Origin of the sequence: Streptomyces cathayae, assembly GCF_029760955.1 — a bacterium.
GTDB lineage: Bacteria > Actinomycetota > Actinomycetes > Streptomycetales > Streptomycetaceae > Streptomyces > Streptomyces cathayae.
The window spans coordinates 146,751-162,208 of the sequence record NZ_CP121682.1; the positions used below are offsets into that span (position 1 = coordinate 146,751).

At 69.6% G+C, this 15,458-nt stretch carries 12 protein-coding genes; 4 read left to right on the forward strand and 8 right to left on the reverse strand.

The genetic code is table 11. From position 1 onward, the window contains the following. Positions 1–9: 9 nt before the first annotated feature. Positions 10–1,248 (reverse strand): PP2C family protein-serine/threonine phosphatase, encoded by a 1,239-nt coding sequence (locus PYS65_RS00705; RefSeq protein WP_279331703.1) that lies wholly within the window; start codon positions 1,246–1,248, stop codon positions 10–12. Positions 1,249–1,651: 403 nt separating this feature from the next. Then, the gene (locus tag PYS65_RS00710) at positions 1,652–1,849 is read right to left on the reverse strand and encodes a carbohydrate-binding module family 20 domain-containing protein (protein WP_423836057.1); all 198 of its coding nucleotides are present in this window, start codon (positions 1,847–1,849) and stop codon (positions 1,652–1,654) included. A 419-nt stretch (positions 1,850–2,268) separates the two neighbouring features. Here PYS65_RS00710 and PYS65_RS00715 point away from each other — a divergent pair, with 419 nt between their 5' ends. Further along, entirely contained in the window at positions 2,269–5,262 is a 2,994-nt protein-coding gene (locus tag PYS65_RS00715) for a carbohydrate binding domain-containing protein (protein WP_279331704.1), read from the forward strand. A gap of 52 nt (positions 5,263–5,314) precedes the next feature. Here the strand turns inward: PYS65_RS00715 and PYS65_RS00720 are convergent, their stop codons facing one another. Next, positions 5,315–5,791: an ATP-binding protein gene (locus PYS65_RS00720; RefSeq protein WP_279331706.1), complete on the reverse strand. Its 477-nt coding sequence runs from the start codon at positions 5,789–5,791 to the stop codon at positions 5,315–5,317. Positions 5,792–5,953: 162 nt separating this feature from the next. Here PYS65_RS00720 and PYS65_RS00725 point away from each other — a divergent pair, with 162 nt between their 5' ends. Next, positions 5,954–6,826, forward strand: a complete 873-nt coding sequence (locus PYS65_RS00725) for a helix-turn-helix domain-containing protein (protein ID WP_279331708.1) — start codon at positions 5,954–5,956, stop codon at positions 6,824–6,826. Next, the gene (locus PYS65_RS00730; protein WP_279331709.1) at positions 6,823–7,023 is read left to right on the forward strand and encodes a DUF397 domain-containing protein; all 201 of its coding nucleotides are present in this window, start codon (positions 6,823–6,825) and stop codon (positions 7,021–7,023) included. Before PYS65_RS00725 ends, PYS65_RS00730 begins: the two co-directional genes overlap by 4 nt. A gap of 87 nt (positions 7,024–7,110) precedes the next feature. Here PYS65_RS00730 and PYS65_RS00735 read toward each other — a convergent pair whose 3' ends face one another. Genes PYS65_RS00735 through PYS65_RS00750 form a run of 4 tightly spaced genes read right to left on the reverse strand, consistent with a single transcriptional unit; the run spans position 7,111 to position 12,575 of the window. Then, entirely contained in the window at positions 7,111–9,492 is a 2,382-nt protein-coding gene (locus tag PYS65_RS00735; protein WP_279331710.1) for a beta-xylosidase/alpha-l-arabinosidase, read from the reverse strand. Next, positions 9,489–10,307 (reverse strand): carbohydrate ABC transporter permease, encoded by an 819-nt coding sequence (locus PYS65_RS00740; RefSeq protein WP_279331711.1) that lies wholly within the window; start codon positions 10,305–10,307, stop codon positions 9,489–9,491. Before PYS65_RS00740 ends, PYS65_RS00735 begins: the two co-directional genes overlap by 4 nt. After that, a complete protein-coding gene (locus PYS65_RS00745) occupies positions 10,304–11,260 on the reverse strand; it encodes a carbohydrate ABC transporter permease (protein WP_279331712.1) in 957 nt (318 codons plus the stop codon). The genes PYS65_RS00740 and PYS65_RS00745 overlap by 4 nt, the downstream gene beginning before the upstream one ends. Before the next feature lie 10 nt (positions 11,261–11,270). Further along, positions 11,271–12,575, reverse strand: coding sequence for an ABC transporter substrate-binding protein (locus PYS65_RS00750; RefSeq protein WP_279331713.1), 1,305 nt, complete (start codon positions 12,573–12,575; stop codon positions 11,271–11,273). Between the two features lie 137 nt (positions 12,576–12,712). Between PYS65_RS00750 and PYS65_RS00755 the strand changes: the two genes are divergently transcribed. Then, on the forward strand, positions 12,713–13,735 hold the full coding sequence (locus PYS65_RS00755; RefSeq protein WP_279331715.1) for a LacI family DNA-binding transcriptional regulator: 1,023 nt from the start codon (positions 12,713–12,715) through the stop codon (positions 13,733–13,735). Positions 13,736–13,934: 199 nt separating this feature from the next. Here the strand turns inward: PYS65_RS00755 and PYS65_RS00760 are convergent, their stop codons facing one another. After that, entirely contained in the window at positions 13,935–15,386 is a 1,452-nt protein-coding gene (locus tag PYS65_RS00760; RefSeq protein ID WP_279331717.1) for a GH1 family beta-glucosidase, read from the reverse strand. Positions 15,387–15,458: the final 72 nt, after the last annotated feature.

Here is a 15,458-nt window from a genome sequence, read left to right on the forward strand (position 1 = left end):
TGGTCACGGCTACTGCTTCGTGCGGCCGGCTGAGGCCATTCGGGTGTCCGCGCCGGAGCTGACGAGCCGCTGGGTCTTCTGAGGGCCGTGCCAGTCCAGGCACATCACGGTGGCATCGTCTGCGAGCCGGCCGCCGGCTGCGTCCCGTACCGCGGACGTCAGCATCAGCGCGGCCTCCCGCGGGTGCAGGTCCCGGGCGTGCTCCAGCAGAGCGGGCAGGTCGACCTTCTCCCCATGACGTTCGAGCATGCCGTCGGTCAGCATGAGCAGACGGTCACCGGGGCGCAGGTCGATGTCCTGAACCCGGTAGGGGTGGGGCGCGAGCACGGACAGCCCGAAGGGATGGTCCACTTCGCAGGTGATCGCCTCCGCGGCCCCCTCACGCATGCGCAGTGGCCAGGGATGGCCGGCGTTGACGAGCCGGGCCTGCCCGGTGTGCAGGTCGATGCGCAGCAGTTGCCCGGTGGCATGACCATGGCCGTGGTCGGCCAGGGCCTGGTCGGCCAGGTGGGCCTGGCGGGCCAGGCCTTCTCCTGCACGGCGGGCGCCGCGCAGGGCGCCCACCAGGACCGTGGCGGCCAGCGCGGCGTCGATGTCGTGGCCCATGGGGTCGGTCACCGACACGTGCAGGGTGTCGCGGTCCAGGGTGTAGTCGAAGGTGTCGCCGCTGAGGTTCTCGGAGGGCTCCAGGCTCCCGCACAGGGTGAACTGTGCGGCCTCGCAGGACAGTGACGGGGGCAGCAGCTGGTACTGGATCTCTGCTGCCAAGGTAGGGGGCCTGGAGCGTTTGCCCCAGATGTAGAAGTCGGTGAAGCGCCCGTTGGCGATCACGATATAGGCCAGGACGTGGGCGGCTTCCCCGACTGCTTCGAGGACGTCCTCACCGGGGGCGGCCGGAAGGAGCAGTTCCAGCAGCCCGATGGCATCCCCCCGGTTGGTGACCGGCACGATCACCCGCTGTCCCCGGCCGGTCTCCTCCTGGTACAGCCGCTGGGTACGGATCACCTGCTCGTAGACACTGCCGAACATGGGGATCCGCTCCGCTTCCCGCCCACCCTCCACGGCATCGGTGGTGGACAGCCGCGCCACCGCTTTCCCTGTCAGGTCCACGATAAGGAAGGAGACATTCGTGGCCTCGAGACGCCGCCGCAGGTCCTCGGCGACCACGTCGACGGCCTCCACCGGCGCGGCCGTCTCCGCTGCCGTCAGCAGCCGGGGAAGTTCACTCTGCCCACCACTCACGACCATGGTCCCTTTCGCCGACCCCCATACCAGCCTGGGAACCACAACGGCGAGCGTCAATTTTTGACCGGTCGCAGTAAGGGAAGGTGGTCACGTTGCGCGTTCGCAGAAATGAGTGGCCCTGAGAGATCAAGGACCTCCACCGGACCGTGTCCGGTTTGCTCCTGATCTCCGTTCTCACAACCTCTCGCAGGAGCGCGGCGGCCCCCGCCTTGCCTTCGCGCGGAGCGCATGGTCCGGGTTCGTCGCGGGTCTGGGGCGGGACCGGGCCTGACTCACCGCGCCCGAGGCCGTGACGCTCCGGCTCTTGTCACGACCGCCCTGCCGGTGGCGGGCCCGGCACACTCCGGCCCGCCACCGGCCACCTCGCCTCCCCGGACACGGGGGGTGTGGCGAGAGATGGGGAACGTCAGTTGCGCCAGGTGTCGTTGAGGCTGGTCTTCGCGGAGGTGGCGGTCGCGGTGCGGTTGGCGCCGCTCTCCCAGGCCACGTTCCCCGACTTGTCCTTGCGGAGGTCCTTGTACTCGAAGGAGGCGCCTTCGGGGAGTTCCACGTCCAGTTTCCACACCGGGCAGGCGGCCGGGTCGAGCTTGAGGGCGAGCGCCACGGCGGTGCTTCTACGGGCTCTGCTGGTGCTCCGGCGCATGGAGTCTCCCGTGTGAGGATGCGGGTACCCCGGGTGACGGCCGACGGATGGCTGGGAAGTCGGCCCGCTCTTGCAATATGTTGCAGAAAGATGACTGCAAGATGTTGCGGTCGTGACCGCAAGGGCAGCATTCAACTACGGTCAACCCTTTCGACGCCCCGCCTGTCCGCAGTCCATGACGTGGCGCCAGCAGGCTGCGTGGCGGACGCGTTCAGTGGTCGCGCGGCAGAAAAGTTGAAGCGAGGCCCCTTTACGGTGCTGTTCCGTGCCGGTAACTTGCCGCTGCCGTAAGAGTTTTCTGCAATTTTCCGTTCGTACTTTCACCGTCCGGGGTGCCCGAACCGCCTGTGCCCCGTCCCCCGCCCTCGCTGGAGGCACGCATGAGACGCACACGTACGCGGCTGCCCGGACGAGCACTGGCCGCAGCCGTGGCCATCGGCGCCGTACTGGGGCTGGTTTCCCTCCCTTCGGCCACCCCCTCCCCCAGGACCGCCCCCGCCGCAGCCACGGCCGACAACACGGCAACCGTCTTCTACTACACGAAGACGAAGAACTGGGACCGCCACCACCTGCACTACGCGCCCGACGGCGGCTCCTGGACCACGGTCCCCGGCGTGGCGATGGAGGCCGCCTGCACCGACTGGGTGAAGAAGACCGTCACCCTGGGGACCGCGGAAGGACTGCAGGCCACCTTCAACAACGGCTCGGGCACCTGGGACAACAACTCCGGCAGGAACTACGCCCTCGGCACGGGGAACATCACGGTCAAGGACGGCGTGATCGCCCACTCCGACCCCTGCGCCGACGGCGAGGACCCCGGTCCCACGCCGGGAGACGGCAACCAGGCCACCGTCTACTACTCCACCCGGACCCTCGGCTGGACCACCGCCAACATCCACTACCGGCCGGCGGGCGGTTCATGGACCACCGTGCCGGGCGTCGGTATGCGGGCCGCGTGCGCGGGCTGGTGGAAGAAGGACATCGACCTGGGCACGGCCGCCTCGATGAAGGCCGCGTTCAACAACGGCAACGGCGTGTGGGACAACAACAAGGGCGCCGACTACACCCTGCCCGCCGGCGTCACCACCGTCACCGACAACACGGTCACCGAGGACGCCGACGACCCGTGCGCCGACGAGGTGCCCGACACACAGGCTCCGACCGCTCCGGCCGGGGTGACCGCCCGGGCGGACGGCGTGTCCGTCGTGGTGACCTGGGAGCCGTCCACCGACGACACGGGCGTCACCGCGTACCAGGTCACCCGCACCGGCGGAACCAAGGGCGAGGTCGTGACCGACGTCCGCTCCACCGTCTTCTCCGACACGAGCCTGGAGGAGAAGACCACCTACGCCTACACCGTCCGGGCCGTGGACGCCGCCGGCAACGTCTCCGCGGCCTCGGCCGCCGCGACGGCGACCACCGGCACGAAGCCGCCGACGCCCGCCGCCGGCAAGCCGCTGGGCACCGACCCGCGCAAGGACCCGATCTACTTCGTCCTCACCGCCCGCTTCAACGACGGCGACGGCTCCAACAACCGCGGCGGCGGCCAGCACGAGAAGTCCGGCAACGCGGCCAACGACGACCCCATGTTCCGGGGCGACTTCAAGGGCCTGGTCGACAAGCTCGACTACATCAAGGGACTCGGCTTCTCCGCCGTGTGGATCACCCCGGTGGTCCTCAACCGCTCGGACTACGACTACCACGGCTACCACGGCTGGGACTTCTACCGGGTCGACCCGCGCCTGGAGTCTGCCGGCGCCTCCTACCAGGACCTCATCGACGCGGCCCACGCCAAAGACATGAAGATCTACCAGGACGTCGTCTACAACCACTCCTCCCGCTGGGGCGCCAAGGGCCTGTTCACCCCGACCGTCTACGGTGTGCGCGACTCCCAGTGGAGCTGGTACTACGACGAGAAGCAGCCCGGCTTCGAGTACGACGGTCTGACCGTCGACCCCAAGAGCGGCAAGTCGTACTACAACGGCGACCTCTGGTCCACCGCCGAGCCGTCCGGCAACACCTGCGTCAACTGGGGCAAGCCCACCGGCGCCAAGAGCCCCGAGGGCTACACCATCTACAACTGCCAGTGGCCGAGTTCCACTTCGGGCATGTTCCCTAAGGCGTACTACCACCAGTGCTGGATCGGCAACTGGGAGGGTGAGGACTCCCGTTCGTGCTGGCTGCACGAGGACCTCGCCGACTTCGACACCGAGAAGGCGCAGGTGCAGAACTACCTGATCGGCGCCTACAACAAGTACATCGACATGGGCGTCGACGGCTTCCGCGTCGACACGGCCGTCCACATCCCGCGCACCACCTGGAACCGCCGCTTCCTGCCCGCGATCCAGGAGCGCGTCACCCAGCAGCACGGTGCCGAGGCCGCGAAGAACTTCTTCGTCTTCGGCGAGGTCGCCGCCTTCGTCAACGACAAGTGGAACCGCGGCTCGGTCAACCACTCCGCGCAGTTCTTCACCTGGAAGGAACGCAAGGAGTACAGCGCCGACGACGGGCAGGCCGCCCTGGAGATGTACGACTACGAGCAGCAGCAGGGCACGGGGAACCAGCCGACCTCCACCAACGCCTTCCTGGACGGCAACGCCTACCACGCCCCCGACCGCAGCCGCTTCTCCGGCATGAACGTCATCGACATGCGCATGCACATGAACTTCGGGGACGCGAGCAACGCCTTCCACAACGGCAAGGACTCCGACGACAGTTACCACGACGCCACCTACAACGTCGTCTACGTCGACAGCCACGACTACGGCCCCAACAAGAGCAGCGAACGCTACACGGGCGGCACCGACGCCTGGGCGGAGAACATGTCCCTGATGTGGACCTTCCGCGGCATCCCCACCCTCTACTACGGCTCGGAGATCGAGTTCCAGAAGGGCAAGAAGATCGACTGCGGCCCGACTTGCCCCCTGGCCACGACCGGCCGCGCGTACTTCGGCGACCATGTCGCCGGCACCGTGAAGGCCTCCGACTTCTCCAAGGTCGACTCGGCCACCGGCATCGTCGCCACGACGTTGCAACAGCCCCTGGCCAAGCACGTACAGCGCCTGAACCAGATCCGCCGGGCCGTCCCCGCCCTCCAGATGGGCCAGTACTCCACCAACGGCATCAGCGGTGACATGGCCTTCAAGCGCCACTACACCAGCGGAGGCACGGACAGCTTCGCCCTCGTCACCGTCTCGGGCGCCGCCACCTTCACCGGCGTGCCCAACGGCACGTACCGGGACGCGGTCACCGGTGACACGAGGACCGTGTCCAACGGCACCCTCTCCGTCACCGCGCCAGGCAAGGGCAACCTGCGGGTGTACGTACTGAACGGCACCGGCAAGATCGGAGTCGACGGCCCCTACCTGAAGTAGGCGGAACCATCCCGCACGTGGGTCCGGCAGCATCTGCTGCCGGACCCGCCGCCTATCGCCCTGTCTTGGCGGTCCTCCTGGTGCACTCCGCCCACACCGTCTTGCCGCCCGGGTGGTGGGGCTCGCAGCCCCAAGCGTCGGCGAGCGAGGTGACGAGGAGCAGGCCGCGGCCGGACTCACCGTCGGCGTCCGCGTCCAGTGTCGGCGCGGGCAGGCGTTCGCCCCGCGCGTCGGTGACCTCGATGCGCAGGGTGGCGGGTGTCAGGGTGAGGGCGAGGCGTGAGTTCCTGCCCTGCACCCGGCCGTGCCGGGCCGCGTTGGCGGTCAGTTCCGCGATGAGAAGGGATGCCGTGGCCGCGCTGTCGTCTTCGGCGGTGGCGGCTTCCGGCCATCCCTGCTGCGTGGCGAGCCAGCGCTCAGCGGCATGGCGGGCGTCGTGTGCACCCCGCGCCGTGCTGGGAAACATGGTGTGGAAGTGGCTCGTGACGACGGTCGGTTCACCAGGTGCGGTGACAGTTTCCTGATTCACATCACCGAGGGTGACCGAACCGTCCTACCGTGTGCAGCAGTCCGGACGGTACGCAGAGTGACTGTCCCGGCGCGGACGGTGCGATGTACGGGCGTACGGCCATGACCTGGCCGGGGCTTCGCCGGTTCGTCCCCAGTACGAGAAGCAAGGTGGTGGTGCGGCATGACAGCGCAGCCGGGTACGGGTGTTCCCACGGGTGGCGAAACGGACGGCACCGACGAGGTCGCGGACCTGTTCCGGGCCCTCGGGCGGCAGATCAAGGTCGCCCGGGAGCGGGCCGGACTGAGCCAGAAGGAGCTGGGCGACCGGATCGGGTACGGGGAGGAGACGATCTCCTCGGTCGAGCGGGCACGGCGGACTCCTCAGCCGGAACTGCTGGTCGCGGTGGACCAGTCGCTGGAGTGCGGGGGCTTGTTGGCCTCCGCGGCGGAGGATGTGGAGCGGGCGAAGACACGGCGCCGGGTGCGGCATCCGGAGTGGTTCCGGGACTACGCCCGACTGGAGGCGGAAGCCGTGGAGCTGCGCTACTTCGCCAACCAGGCGGTACCCGGCTTGTTCCAGACCCCGGACTACGCCCGCGCCGTCTTCGCCAGCCGACAGCCGTTCTTCGACGAGGAGACCATCGAGCAGCGTGTCACCGCGAGGATGGATCGGCAGGAGCTGATGACACGGTGGCCGCCACCGACCGTGAGCGCCACCATTCAGGAGAGCATTCTGCGGCATCCCTTCGGCGGGCGAGATGTACAGCGCGGACAACTGGAACAACTGTTGCGGGCAGGGCGCATGCGTCACGTGGAGATCCAGGTGATGCCGGCCGCGAGCGAGGAACACGCAGGCATGGGCGGGCCGTTCACACTGCTCACCCCGAAGGGCAAACCGCAGGTGGCCTATCTGGAGGTCCAGCACATCAGCCGTCTCATCACTGACCAGGAAGAGGTACGCATCCTGGCCGCGAAACATGGCAGCATCCGAGGGCAGGCGCTCACCCCACGCGAATCCCTGCGCCTGATCGAGAAGATGCTGGGAGACCTATGAACACCGAACTGCCCGCACCATTGGTCTGGTTGAAGAGCAGCTACAGCGGCGACGAGGGCGGCGAGTGCCTCGAAGTCGCCCCCGACACGGCCGTCATACACGTCCGGGATTCCAAGGAACGCTGTGGGCCCCAGCTCGCGTTCGCGCGGAGCGCATGGTCCGGGTTCGTCGCGGATCTGGGGCGGGGCCGGATCTGACCCGCTTTCCCGGAAGTACGGCCGGCATGCGGCCGGCCCGGACCGCACACGCAGTCCGGGCCGGCCGGAGTCGGTTCCGGGTTCGGTTCAGCCCTGCCTCGCCGGCTCCTGCGTGAAGGCCGCGTGGAAGCGGCGGGTGTGGTCGACGCGGCGTTCCGGGCCGGTCAGGGTGACTGGCGCCGTCAGGCGGGCGTCGGTGCTGGAGGCGGCCAGGCGGAGTTCGAGGGTGCCCGGTTCGACGATGCGGTGGTCGGCGCGGCCGGTGAAGGAGGCCACGTCGGCGGGGACCGTGACGCGGACCCGGCGGGACTCGCCCGGCTCCAGCTCGACCCGGGTGTAGCCGACGAGGCGTTGCACCGGCTGGACGACGGAGGCGACCGGGTCGTGCAGATAGAGCTGGACGACCTCCGTGCCGGAGCGCCCACCGGTGTTGCGGACGGTGAGGGCGAGGGTGAACTCGCCGTCCGTCGGGGCCTCACCCGCGTCCACGGTGAGGTCGCTCCAGGCGAAACTCGTGTACGTCAGGCCGTGTCCGAAGCCGAAGGCCGGGGTCGGGTCGATGTTGGACACCTCGCTGAGCTGGGCGAGGCGGGCGCCGAGGTAGGTGGTCGGCTGGGATCCGGGGCCGCGCGGCACGCTGACCGGGAGGCGTCCGGAGGGGTGGGTGCGGCCGCTCAGCACCCCGGCGATCGCCTGCGTTCCGGCGACTCCGGGGAAGAAGGACTGCACGATCGCCGCGGACTCGGTGACGGCGCGGCCGAGCGCGTACGGCCGCCCGGCGAGCAGGACGGTCACCACCGGTGTGCCGGAGTCGAGCAGTGCGTCGAGCAGGTGCTGCTGGGCGCCGGGCAGGGCGAGGGACTCCGCGTCGCAGCCCTCGCCGCTGGTGCCGCGGCCGAACAGGCCCGCGCGGTCGCCGAGTACGGCGATGACGATATCCGCGTCCCGCGCCGCGTCCACCGCCGCGCCGATCCCGGAGAGGTCGCCGTCGTCGACGCCGGTGCCGCGGGCGGCCGTGATGTCGGCGTCGGGGAACTCGGCGGTCAGGGCGTCGTGCAGGGTGGGCAGGTCGATCCCGACCGGGACGTCCGGGTGCTGCACGCCCACGTGCTGGGGGAAGGAGTAGCAGCCCAGTACGGCGGTGCCCTCGGCGGCGTTGGGGCCGACCAGGGCGATGCGGCGGGGCCGGGTGAGGGGCAGGGTGCCGTCGTTGGTGAGGAGGACGACGGCCTTCTCGGCGATCTCGCGGGCCAGTTCGCGGTTCTCGGGACCGTCCAGGTCGATCGTGCCGCGCAGGGCGTCGGGGTCGTCCGGGTCGGCGCCGTCGAGGGCGGGCGGGACCGGGTTCCAGTCCGGGTCGAGCAGGCCGAGCACCGCCTTCTGGGAGAGGACGCGGCGCAGGGCGCGGTCGATGACCTCCTCCGGGACGCGACCGTCGGCGACGGCTTCGGCGAGCGGTGCGCCGAACGTCTTGACGGTGGGCAGTTCGATGTCGACGCCGGCCTTCAGCGCGGCGCCCGCGGCCTGTGCCCAGTCGCCGGCGATGCCGTGCAGGGTCTTGAGGAAGGCGATGCCGAAGTAGTCGGCGACGACGGTGCCGTCGAAGCCCCAGGTGTCGCGGAGCAGTCCGGTCAGCAGGCTCTCGTCGGCGGCGGCGGGGATGCCGTCGGTGTCCGTGTAGGAGTGCATGACCGAGCGGGCGCCGCCCTCGCGGATCGCCATCTCGAAGGGCGGGAGCAGGACGTCGGCCCGTTCGCGGGCGCCCATGGGCGAGGGTGCGAGGTTGCGTCCGGCGCGGGAGGCCGAGTAACCGACGAAGTGCTTGAGGGTGGCGACGATCCCGGCGGACTCCAGGCCCCGGACGTATGCGGTGCCGATGGTGCCGACGAGGTAGGGGTCCTCGCCGATGGTCTCCTCGACCCGGCCCCAGCGGGCGTCGCGGACCACGTCGAGGACGGGGGCGAGGCCCTGGTGGATGCCGACGGAGCGCATGTCGCGGCCGATGGCGCCGGCCATCCGGCGCACCGCGTCCGGGTCGAAGGTGGCACCCCAGGACAGCGGGACGGGGTAGGCGGTGGCGCCCCAGGCGGCGAAGCCGGCCAGGCACTCCTCGTGCGCGACGGCGGGGATGCCGAAGCGGTTCGCGGAGGCGATGCGGGACTGGGTGCGCAGCAGGGAGAGCGCGCCGAGCGCCGGGTCGACGGGTGCGGTGCCGAAGGGGCGGGTCAACTGGCCCAGTCCGGCGGGCAGAAGGGCGTCGAGGTCGACGGCCTCCTCCATGTCGTGCTGGTGCGGGGCCACTTCGCCGCCGTTGGCGGACGCACCGACCCATACGCCGTACAGCTGGGCGATCTTCTCGTGCAGGGTCATCGCGCCGACGAGTGCGTCGACTCGGGCGGCGACGGGGAGGTCGGGGTCGTTCCACAGGGGGATTTCGGGGGTGGTCTCTACGGCCACGTCGGCAGTCACTTTCCTCCGACACCCATCAGGCCCTGGACCAGGGCACGACGGGCGAACAGGTAGACGAGCAGGATGGGCACCATGGACAGCACCACGGCTCCCAGCAGGCCGGGGATGTCGATGCCGTGTTCGGTCTGGAAGTTGTACAGACCCAGGGTGACGACCTTGGAGGAGTCGGACTGGGTCAGGACGAGCGGGAACAGGAAGCCGTTCCAGGCCTGGAGGGCGGAGAAGACCACGATGGTGGACAGTCCGCCCCTGGACAGCGGCAGCACGAGCTGGAAGAACATGCGCCGCGGGGTGGCGCCGTCCATGGCCATGGCCTCGTACAGCTCCGGGGAGATGTCGCGCATGGCGCCGCTGAGGATCAGCGCCGACATGGGCAGGCAGAACGCGGCCGTGGGCAGGATGACACCCAGCAGGTTGTCGTACAGCCCGGCTTCGCTGATCAGGTAGAACATCGGCACGATGACGGCCTGGGCGGGGATGGCCAGGCCGAGCAGGAACAGCCGGAAGATCGCCGACGTGGTGCGGCCGCGGCTGCGGACGATCGCGTAGGCGAGCGGCGGGACCAGCAGCAGCACGATGCCGATCACACAGGCGGTGACGACGAGCGTGTTGAAGAAGTACTGGTCGAAGCCGGATGCGAAGGCGCCGGTGTAGTTGTCCAGGGTGAAGCTGTCCGGGATCGAGACCGGGCCGTTCTCGGCGTAGTCCTGGCGGGTGCGCAGCGTCGCGGCGAGCAGCACGTACAGCGGCAGGCCGACGACGAAGAGCCAGAGGAGCGAGCCGGCGCCGGCCAGGTAGTGGGGACGGCGCCTCATGACGAACCCTCCATGGTGCTGCGCATCTTGTCGTAGCCGGAGACCCGGACGACGATCAGCGAGATGATCGTGGCCGCGACGACCAGGGCCAGGGCGATCGCGGAGCCGGTGCCGTAGTCGAAGCTCTTGAACGCCTTGTCGTACATGTAGTAGGCGCTGATGGTGGTGTCGGTACCGGGTCCGCCCTGGGTCAGGATGAGGACCGTCTCGAAGGTGGTCAGGCCGCCGACGATCATCAGGATCATCGAGGTGATCATCGCGTTGCGCAGCTGCGGCAGGGTGATGTGGAAGAACTGCCGGTAGCGGCCCGCCCCGTCGATCTCCGCGGCCTGGTAGAGCACGTGGGGGATCGCGCGGGCGGCGCCCTGGTAGATCAGCGTGTGGAACGGGGTGAACTGCCAGGTGCTGACGAACGCGAGCACCCCGATGGCGGTGGCCTGTTCACCGAAGAGGTTGCCGTCGCCGAACAGCCAGGTGGCCTCGGCGGGGATGCCGAAGTTGGGGTCGAGCAGCGCCCGCCAGAGCACGGAGACGGCGGTGGCGGACAGCAGCAGCGGGATGAAGTAGATGACGGACAGCACGGCCCGGTTGCGCTGGTGTCCGGCGGCCCAGACGCCGAGCAGAATGCTCAGCGGGGTCTGGATGACCACGCCGAGCACGGTCAGCAGCAGGGTCAGCCAGATGCTCTGGAACATCACCGGGTCGTCCATCAGGCGCGACCAGTTGTCCGTGCCGACGAACTCGGGCGAGCTGAGCCCGTCCCAGCTCATGAAGGACAGCACCGCCACCATGATCAGCGGGACGATCGCGAAGAGGGCGAAGAACACTGCGGCGGGGAGCGCCCAGGCGAAGCCTGGGCGGCCGACCTGCGTCGCGGAGGAGGCGGACGGCCGCCGCCGGGGCCCCTTGCGGGGGCCGGCGGCGAGCCGGGCGCTCGTGGTCTTTGTGGTCATGAGCCGTTCGTCACTCGGTGGGGAGGGCCTGCATGGCCTTGATGAAGCCGTCCGCGTCGAGCTGTCCGTTGAAGAACTGCTGGACGGCCTTGTGCATGTCCGAGCTGGCCTTCTGCGGATACGCCTGGTCCCAGGACAGCTGGAACGAGGGGGCGTCGGCGACCAGGTCGTACTGGAAGCGCGAGTACTCGGGGGTGCCCGAGCTGTCGATGAACTTGTCGGTGTTGGTCGTGGTCGGCAGGTTGCCGATGTCCAGCTGCGCCTTGACGAAGTCGTCGGAGTACATGAGCTTCAGGAACTCGGCGACGGCCTCGGGGTGCTTGGTCTTCTTCATCACCGAGTAGTAGTTGTTGGTGTTGCCGGCGACATTGGCCGCATCGCCCTTGCCACCCTCGACGGTCGGGAAGGCGGTGTAGCCGAGGTCCTTCTCGGCGAACGCCTTGTGGTCCGTCAACTGCTGGGAGTAGTACCAGGAACCCATCAGCTCGAAGCCGGCCTTGCCCGAGGACACCAGCTGGACCGAGCCGCCGTTGGTGTACTTGACGGAGTCGTAGTTCTTGCCGAAGGCGCCGGCGTCGACGAGCTCCCTGATCATGCCCAGGGCCTTCTTGCTGTCCGCGCTCTCCCAGGCGCTCTTGTCGCCGCCGACGGCCTTCTCGAACAGCCCGGGGCCGGCCACGCGGTCGTAGAGGTACTGGAACCACATCTGCGTCGGCCAGACGTCGCCGCCGCCGAGCGCGATCGGCGTGACGCCCGCGTCCTTGAGCTTCCCGACCACGTCGAGCAGTTCGTCCCAGGTCTTCGGCGGCTTGACGCCCGCCTCGTCGAGGACCTTCTTGTTGTGGAAGAGCAGGACCGGCTGGGTGCCGCGCATCGGGATGCCGTACGGCTTGCCGTCGACGACGGCGTTGTTGAAGACGGACGGCAGGAAGTTGTTCTCCAGGCCCGGGTCCTTCTCGATGAAGTCGTCGAGCGGCAGCAGCAGGTCGGCCTTGACGAACGGCTTGATGCTGCCGCCGCCCCAGTTGAAGAAGACGTCCGGGGCCTGCGGGGTGCTGATGATCGTCTGCAGCTTCTTCTGGTAGTCCGCGCCGGGGATGGTGTCGAGGACGACCTTGACGTCGGACGTCTTGTTGAACGTGTCGACGATTCTCTTCTCGACCTTGTTGGTGGCGTCCCCGTAGACCAGGACGTGGATCTTGTCGTCGTCCGCCGACGACCCGCCGCCCCCGCCGCCGCAGGCCGAAAGGGTCACTGCCAGGGCGAGCGTCGCACCGCAGGCGACCAGTCTGGGCAAGCGCGCACGTGTCTTCATCGTTCGCCTTTCGAAAGTTTCGGCCCCATCACCGAAAGTCCATGCCGTGGGACAGTAGGTCAGACCAGGGTTCCGGTCAACGGTCGGGCCGGTAGTCACCAAACCGTTATCGATGCGCGGTGGCCTATCCTGCGGGTATGCACGATGACGACGAGGTGGGCGGCAGAGTCACCCTGGCCACGGTCGCGAAAGAGGCCGGCGTTTCGATGCCGACAGTTTCGAAGGTCCTCAACGGCCGGTCGGACGTCTCCCGCGCGACGCGGACCAAGGTGGAGCGGCTTCTGGAGACCCACGGCTACCGTCGGCGCGGGCAGTCGGTGTCCCGCTCCCCGCTCATCGAGATCGTCTTCCACGAACTGGACAGCGTCTGGTCGATGGAGCTGATCAGAGGCGTGGAGAACGTCGCCAAGGAGAACCGCGCGACGGTGGCGCTCACCGAGAGCGGCACCCGGCACACGCCCGCGCCGGACTGGCTCCCGGGTGTGCTGCAGCGCAGGCCGCTGGGCGTCGTCCTGGTCTTCTCCGCCCTCCCGAAGGACGTCAAGCGCCGGCTCAGGGCGGCGGCCATCCCCTTCGTCGTCATCGACCCGGCGGGCGACCCCGACCCGGACGTGCCCTCGGTCGGCTCCGCCAACTGGGCCGGCGGCCTCGCCGCCACCCGCCACCTCACCGACCTCGGTCACGAGCGGGTCGCGATCATCACCGGTCCCGAGGACATGCTGTGCTCGCTGGCCCGCCTCGACGGCTACCGCTCGGCCCTGGCGCTGGCGGGCCTGGAGACCGACCCGCGTCTGACGCGCTTCGGCGACTTCCATGTGCGGGGCGGCTTCACGCACGCCGTGGAGCTGCTGGACGGGCCCGACCGGCCGACGGCGATCTTCGCGGGCAGTGACCTCCAGGCGCTGGGCGTGCTGGAGGCGGCACGGGTCAGGGGTCTGCGCGTGCCCGAGGACCTGTCGGTGGTCGGCTACGACGACGTACCGCCGGCGCAGTGGTCGAGTCCGCCGCTCACCACGGTCCACCAGCCGCTGCGGCACATGGCCGAGGAGGCCGCCCGGATGCTGCTCCGCCCGGACGCCCCGGGCACGGCCGCCCAGCGCATAGAGCTGGCGACACACCTGGTGGTACGGCAGAGCACGGCCCCGCCCGAGAGGGCGTGAAGGGACGCGGGGACGGCGGTTCCCGGGGGCGCGCAAGGAGGATTCGAATGTTTCGGGTTTTCCCGAAACAGCTTGCGGCGGCGTATCGGCCGCCTTCCACGCCTCGCCCCGATCGCCAGAGCGGAGGCCGGAACCGGGGAGGGGGACCGGTGCGTGCACCGGTCCCCCTCCCCGGTTCCGGCGGCGCTTCCGGGTCCGGTCAGGCGCCGGGCAGGATCCCGCTGCGGGCCACCTCGGCGTACCAGCGGGCGCTGGCCTTGGGGATGCGGGTACCGGTCGGGTAGTCCACGTAGACCGCGCCGAAACGCTTGCCGTAGCCGTGGGCCCACTCGAAGTTGTCCAGCAGCGACCACAGGAAGTAGCCGCGCACGTCCGCACCGTCGGCGATGGCCCGGTGGACGGCGGCCAGGTGGCCGTGCAGGTAGGTGATCCGGTCGGGGTCGTTGACCTGTCCCGCGGGGTCGGCGTAGTCGTCGAACGCCGCACCGTTCTCGGTGATGATCAGCGGCAGCTTCGGGAAGTCGGACGCCAGCCGGCGCAGCAGGTCGTACAGGCCGGTGGGGTCGACGGCCCAGCCCATGGCGGTGGTGGTGCCGGGCGGTTGGTGGAAGGCGACCCGGTCGGCGCCCGGCCAGGGGCTGTGCTCGCTCCTGCCGTGTCCGTCGGAGGTGTGGGTGCCGCTGCCGTCGGCCTCGGAGACCAGGGTGGGCGTGTAGTAGTTGACGCCGAGGAAGTCCAGCGGCTGGTGGATCTGCCGGAGGTCGCCGTCCTTCACGAAGGACCAGTCGGTCAGTGCCGCGGTGTCCTTGAGCAGGTCCTCCGGGTAGGCGCCCCGCAGCATCGGGCCGGTGAAGGCCCGGTTGGCGAGCGCGTCGATGCGGCGGACCGCATCGGTGTCGGCCTCGCTGTCGGTGAGCGGTCGGACGTGGTGGATGTTGAGCGTGACCGAGCACTGGGCGTCGGCGGCGACCCGGTCGCGCAGTGCCTGGACGGCCAGGCCGTGGGCCAGGTTGAGGTGGTGGGCGGCGCGCAGGGCGGCGACCGGGTCGGTGCGGCCGGGGGCGTGCACGCCGGAGCCGTAGCCGAGGAAGGCGCTGCACCAGGGCTCGTTGAGGGTGGTCCAGGTCTTCACCCGGTCGCCGAGGGCGTCCGCGGCCAGGGCGGCGTACTCGGCGAACCGCTCGGCCGTGGCGCGCTCGGGCCAGCCTCCGGCGTCCTCCAACTCCTGTGGCAGGTCCCAGTGGTAGAGGGTGGCGACGGGCTGGATGCCCTTCTCCAGCAGGTCGTCGACGAGGCGCCGGTAGAAGTCCAGGCCCTTCTGCACGGCGGGGCCGCGGCCGGTGGGCTGGATCCGGGGCCAGGCCAGGGAGAAGCGGTAGGCGCCCAGGCCGAGTTCGGCCATGAGCGCGACGTCCTCGCGCCGGCGGTGGTAGTGGTCGGTGGCGATGTCACCGGTGTCGCCGTTGCGGACCCGGCCGGGGGTGCGGGCGTAGGTGTCCCAGATGGACGGTGTACGGCCGTCCTCGGCGGCGGCCCCCTCGATCTGGTAGGAGGCGGTCGCGGAGCCCCAGACGAACCCCTTGGGGAAGGTGCGGGCGAAGGTGCGGGCGGCGTCCGGGGCGGACGCGGTCTGCTGTGCTGCGGTGACCACGTGAGTCCTTTCGGGTGGAGGGGGTGGTGCGCGGGCGCGCGAACGCCCGGTGGGGGTGGTGGGCGGCCGGCG

What these genes read in the sequence shown, in the direction of transcription:
- PYS65_RS00730 (WP_279331709.1), top strand. Translation starts at nt 6,823, where the DNA reads ATGAACACCGAACTGCCCGCACCATTGGTCTGGTTGAAGAGCAGCTAC.
- PYS65_RS00755 (WP_279331715.1), top strand. Translation starts at nt 12,713, where the DNA reads ATGCACGATGACGACGAGGTGGGCGGCAGAGTCACCCTGGCCACGGTC.
- PYS65_RS00705 (WP_279331703.1), bottom strand. Translation starts at nt 1,248, where the DNA reads ATGGTCGTGAGTGGTGGGCAGAGTGAACTTCCCCGGCTGCTGACGGCA.
- PYS65_RS00725 (WP_279331708.1), top strand. Translation starts at nt 5,954, where the DNA reads ATGACAGCGCAGCCGGGTACGGGTGTTCCCACGGGTGGCGAAACGGAC.
- PYS65_RS00745 (WP_279331712.1), bottom strand. Translation starts at nt 11,260, where the DNA reads ATGACCACAAAGACCACGAGCGCCCGGCTCGCCGCCGGCCCCCGCAAG.
- PYS65_RS00715 (WP_279331704.1), top strand. Translation starts at nt 2,269, where the DNA reads ATGAGACGCACACGTACGCGGCTGCCCGGACGAGCACTGGCCGCAGCC.
- PYS65_RS00750 (WP_279331713.1), bottom strand. Translation starts at nt 12,575, where the DNA reads ATGAAGACACGTGCGCGCTTGCCCAGACTGGTCGCCTGCGGTGCGACG.
- PYS65_RS00740 (WP_279331711.1), bottom strand. Translation starts at nt 10,307, where the DNA reads ATGAGGCGCCGTCCCCACTACCTGGCCGGCGCCGGCTCGCTCCTCTGG.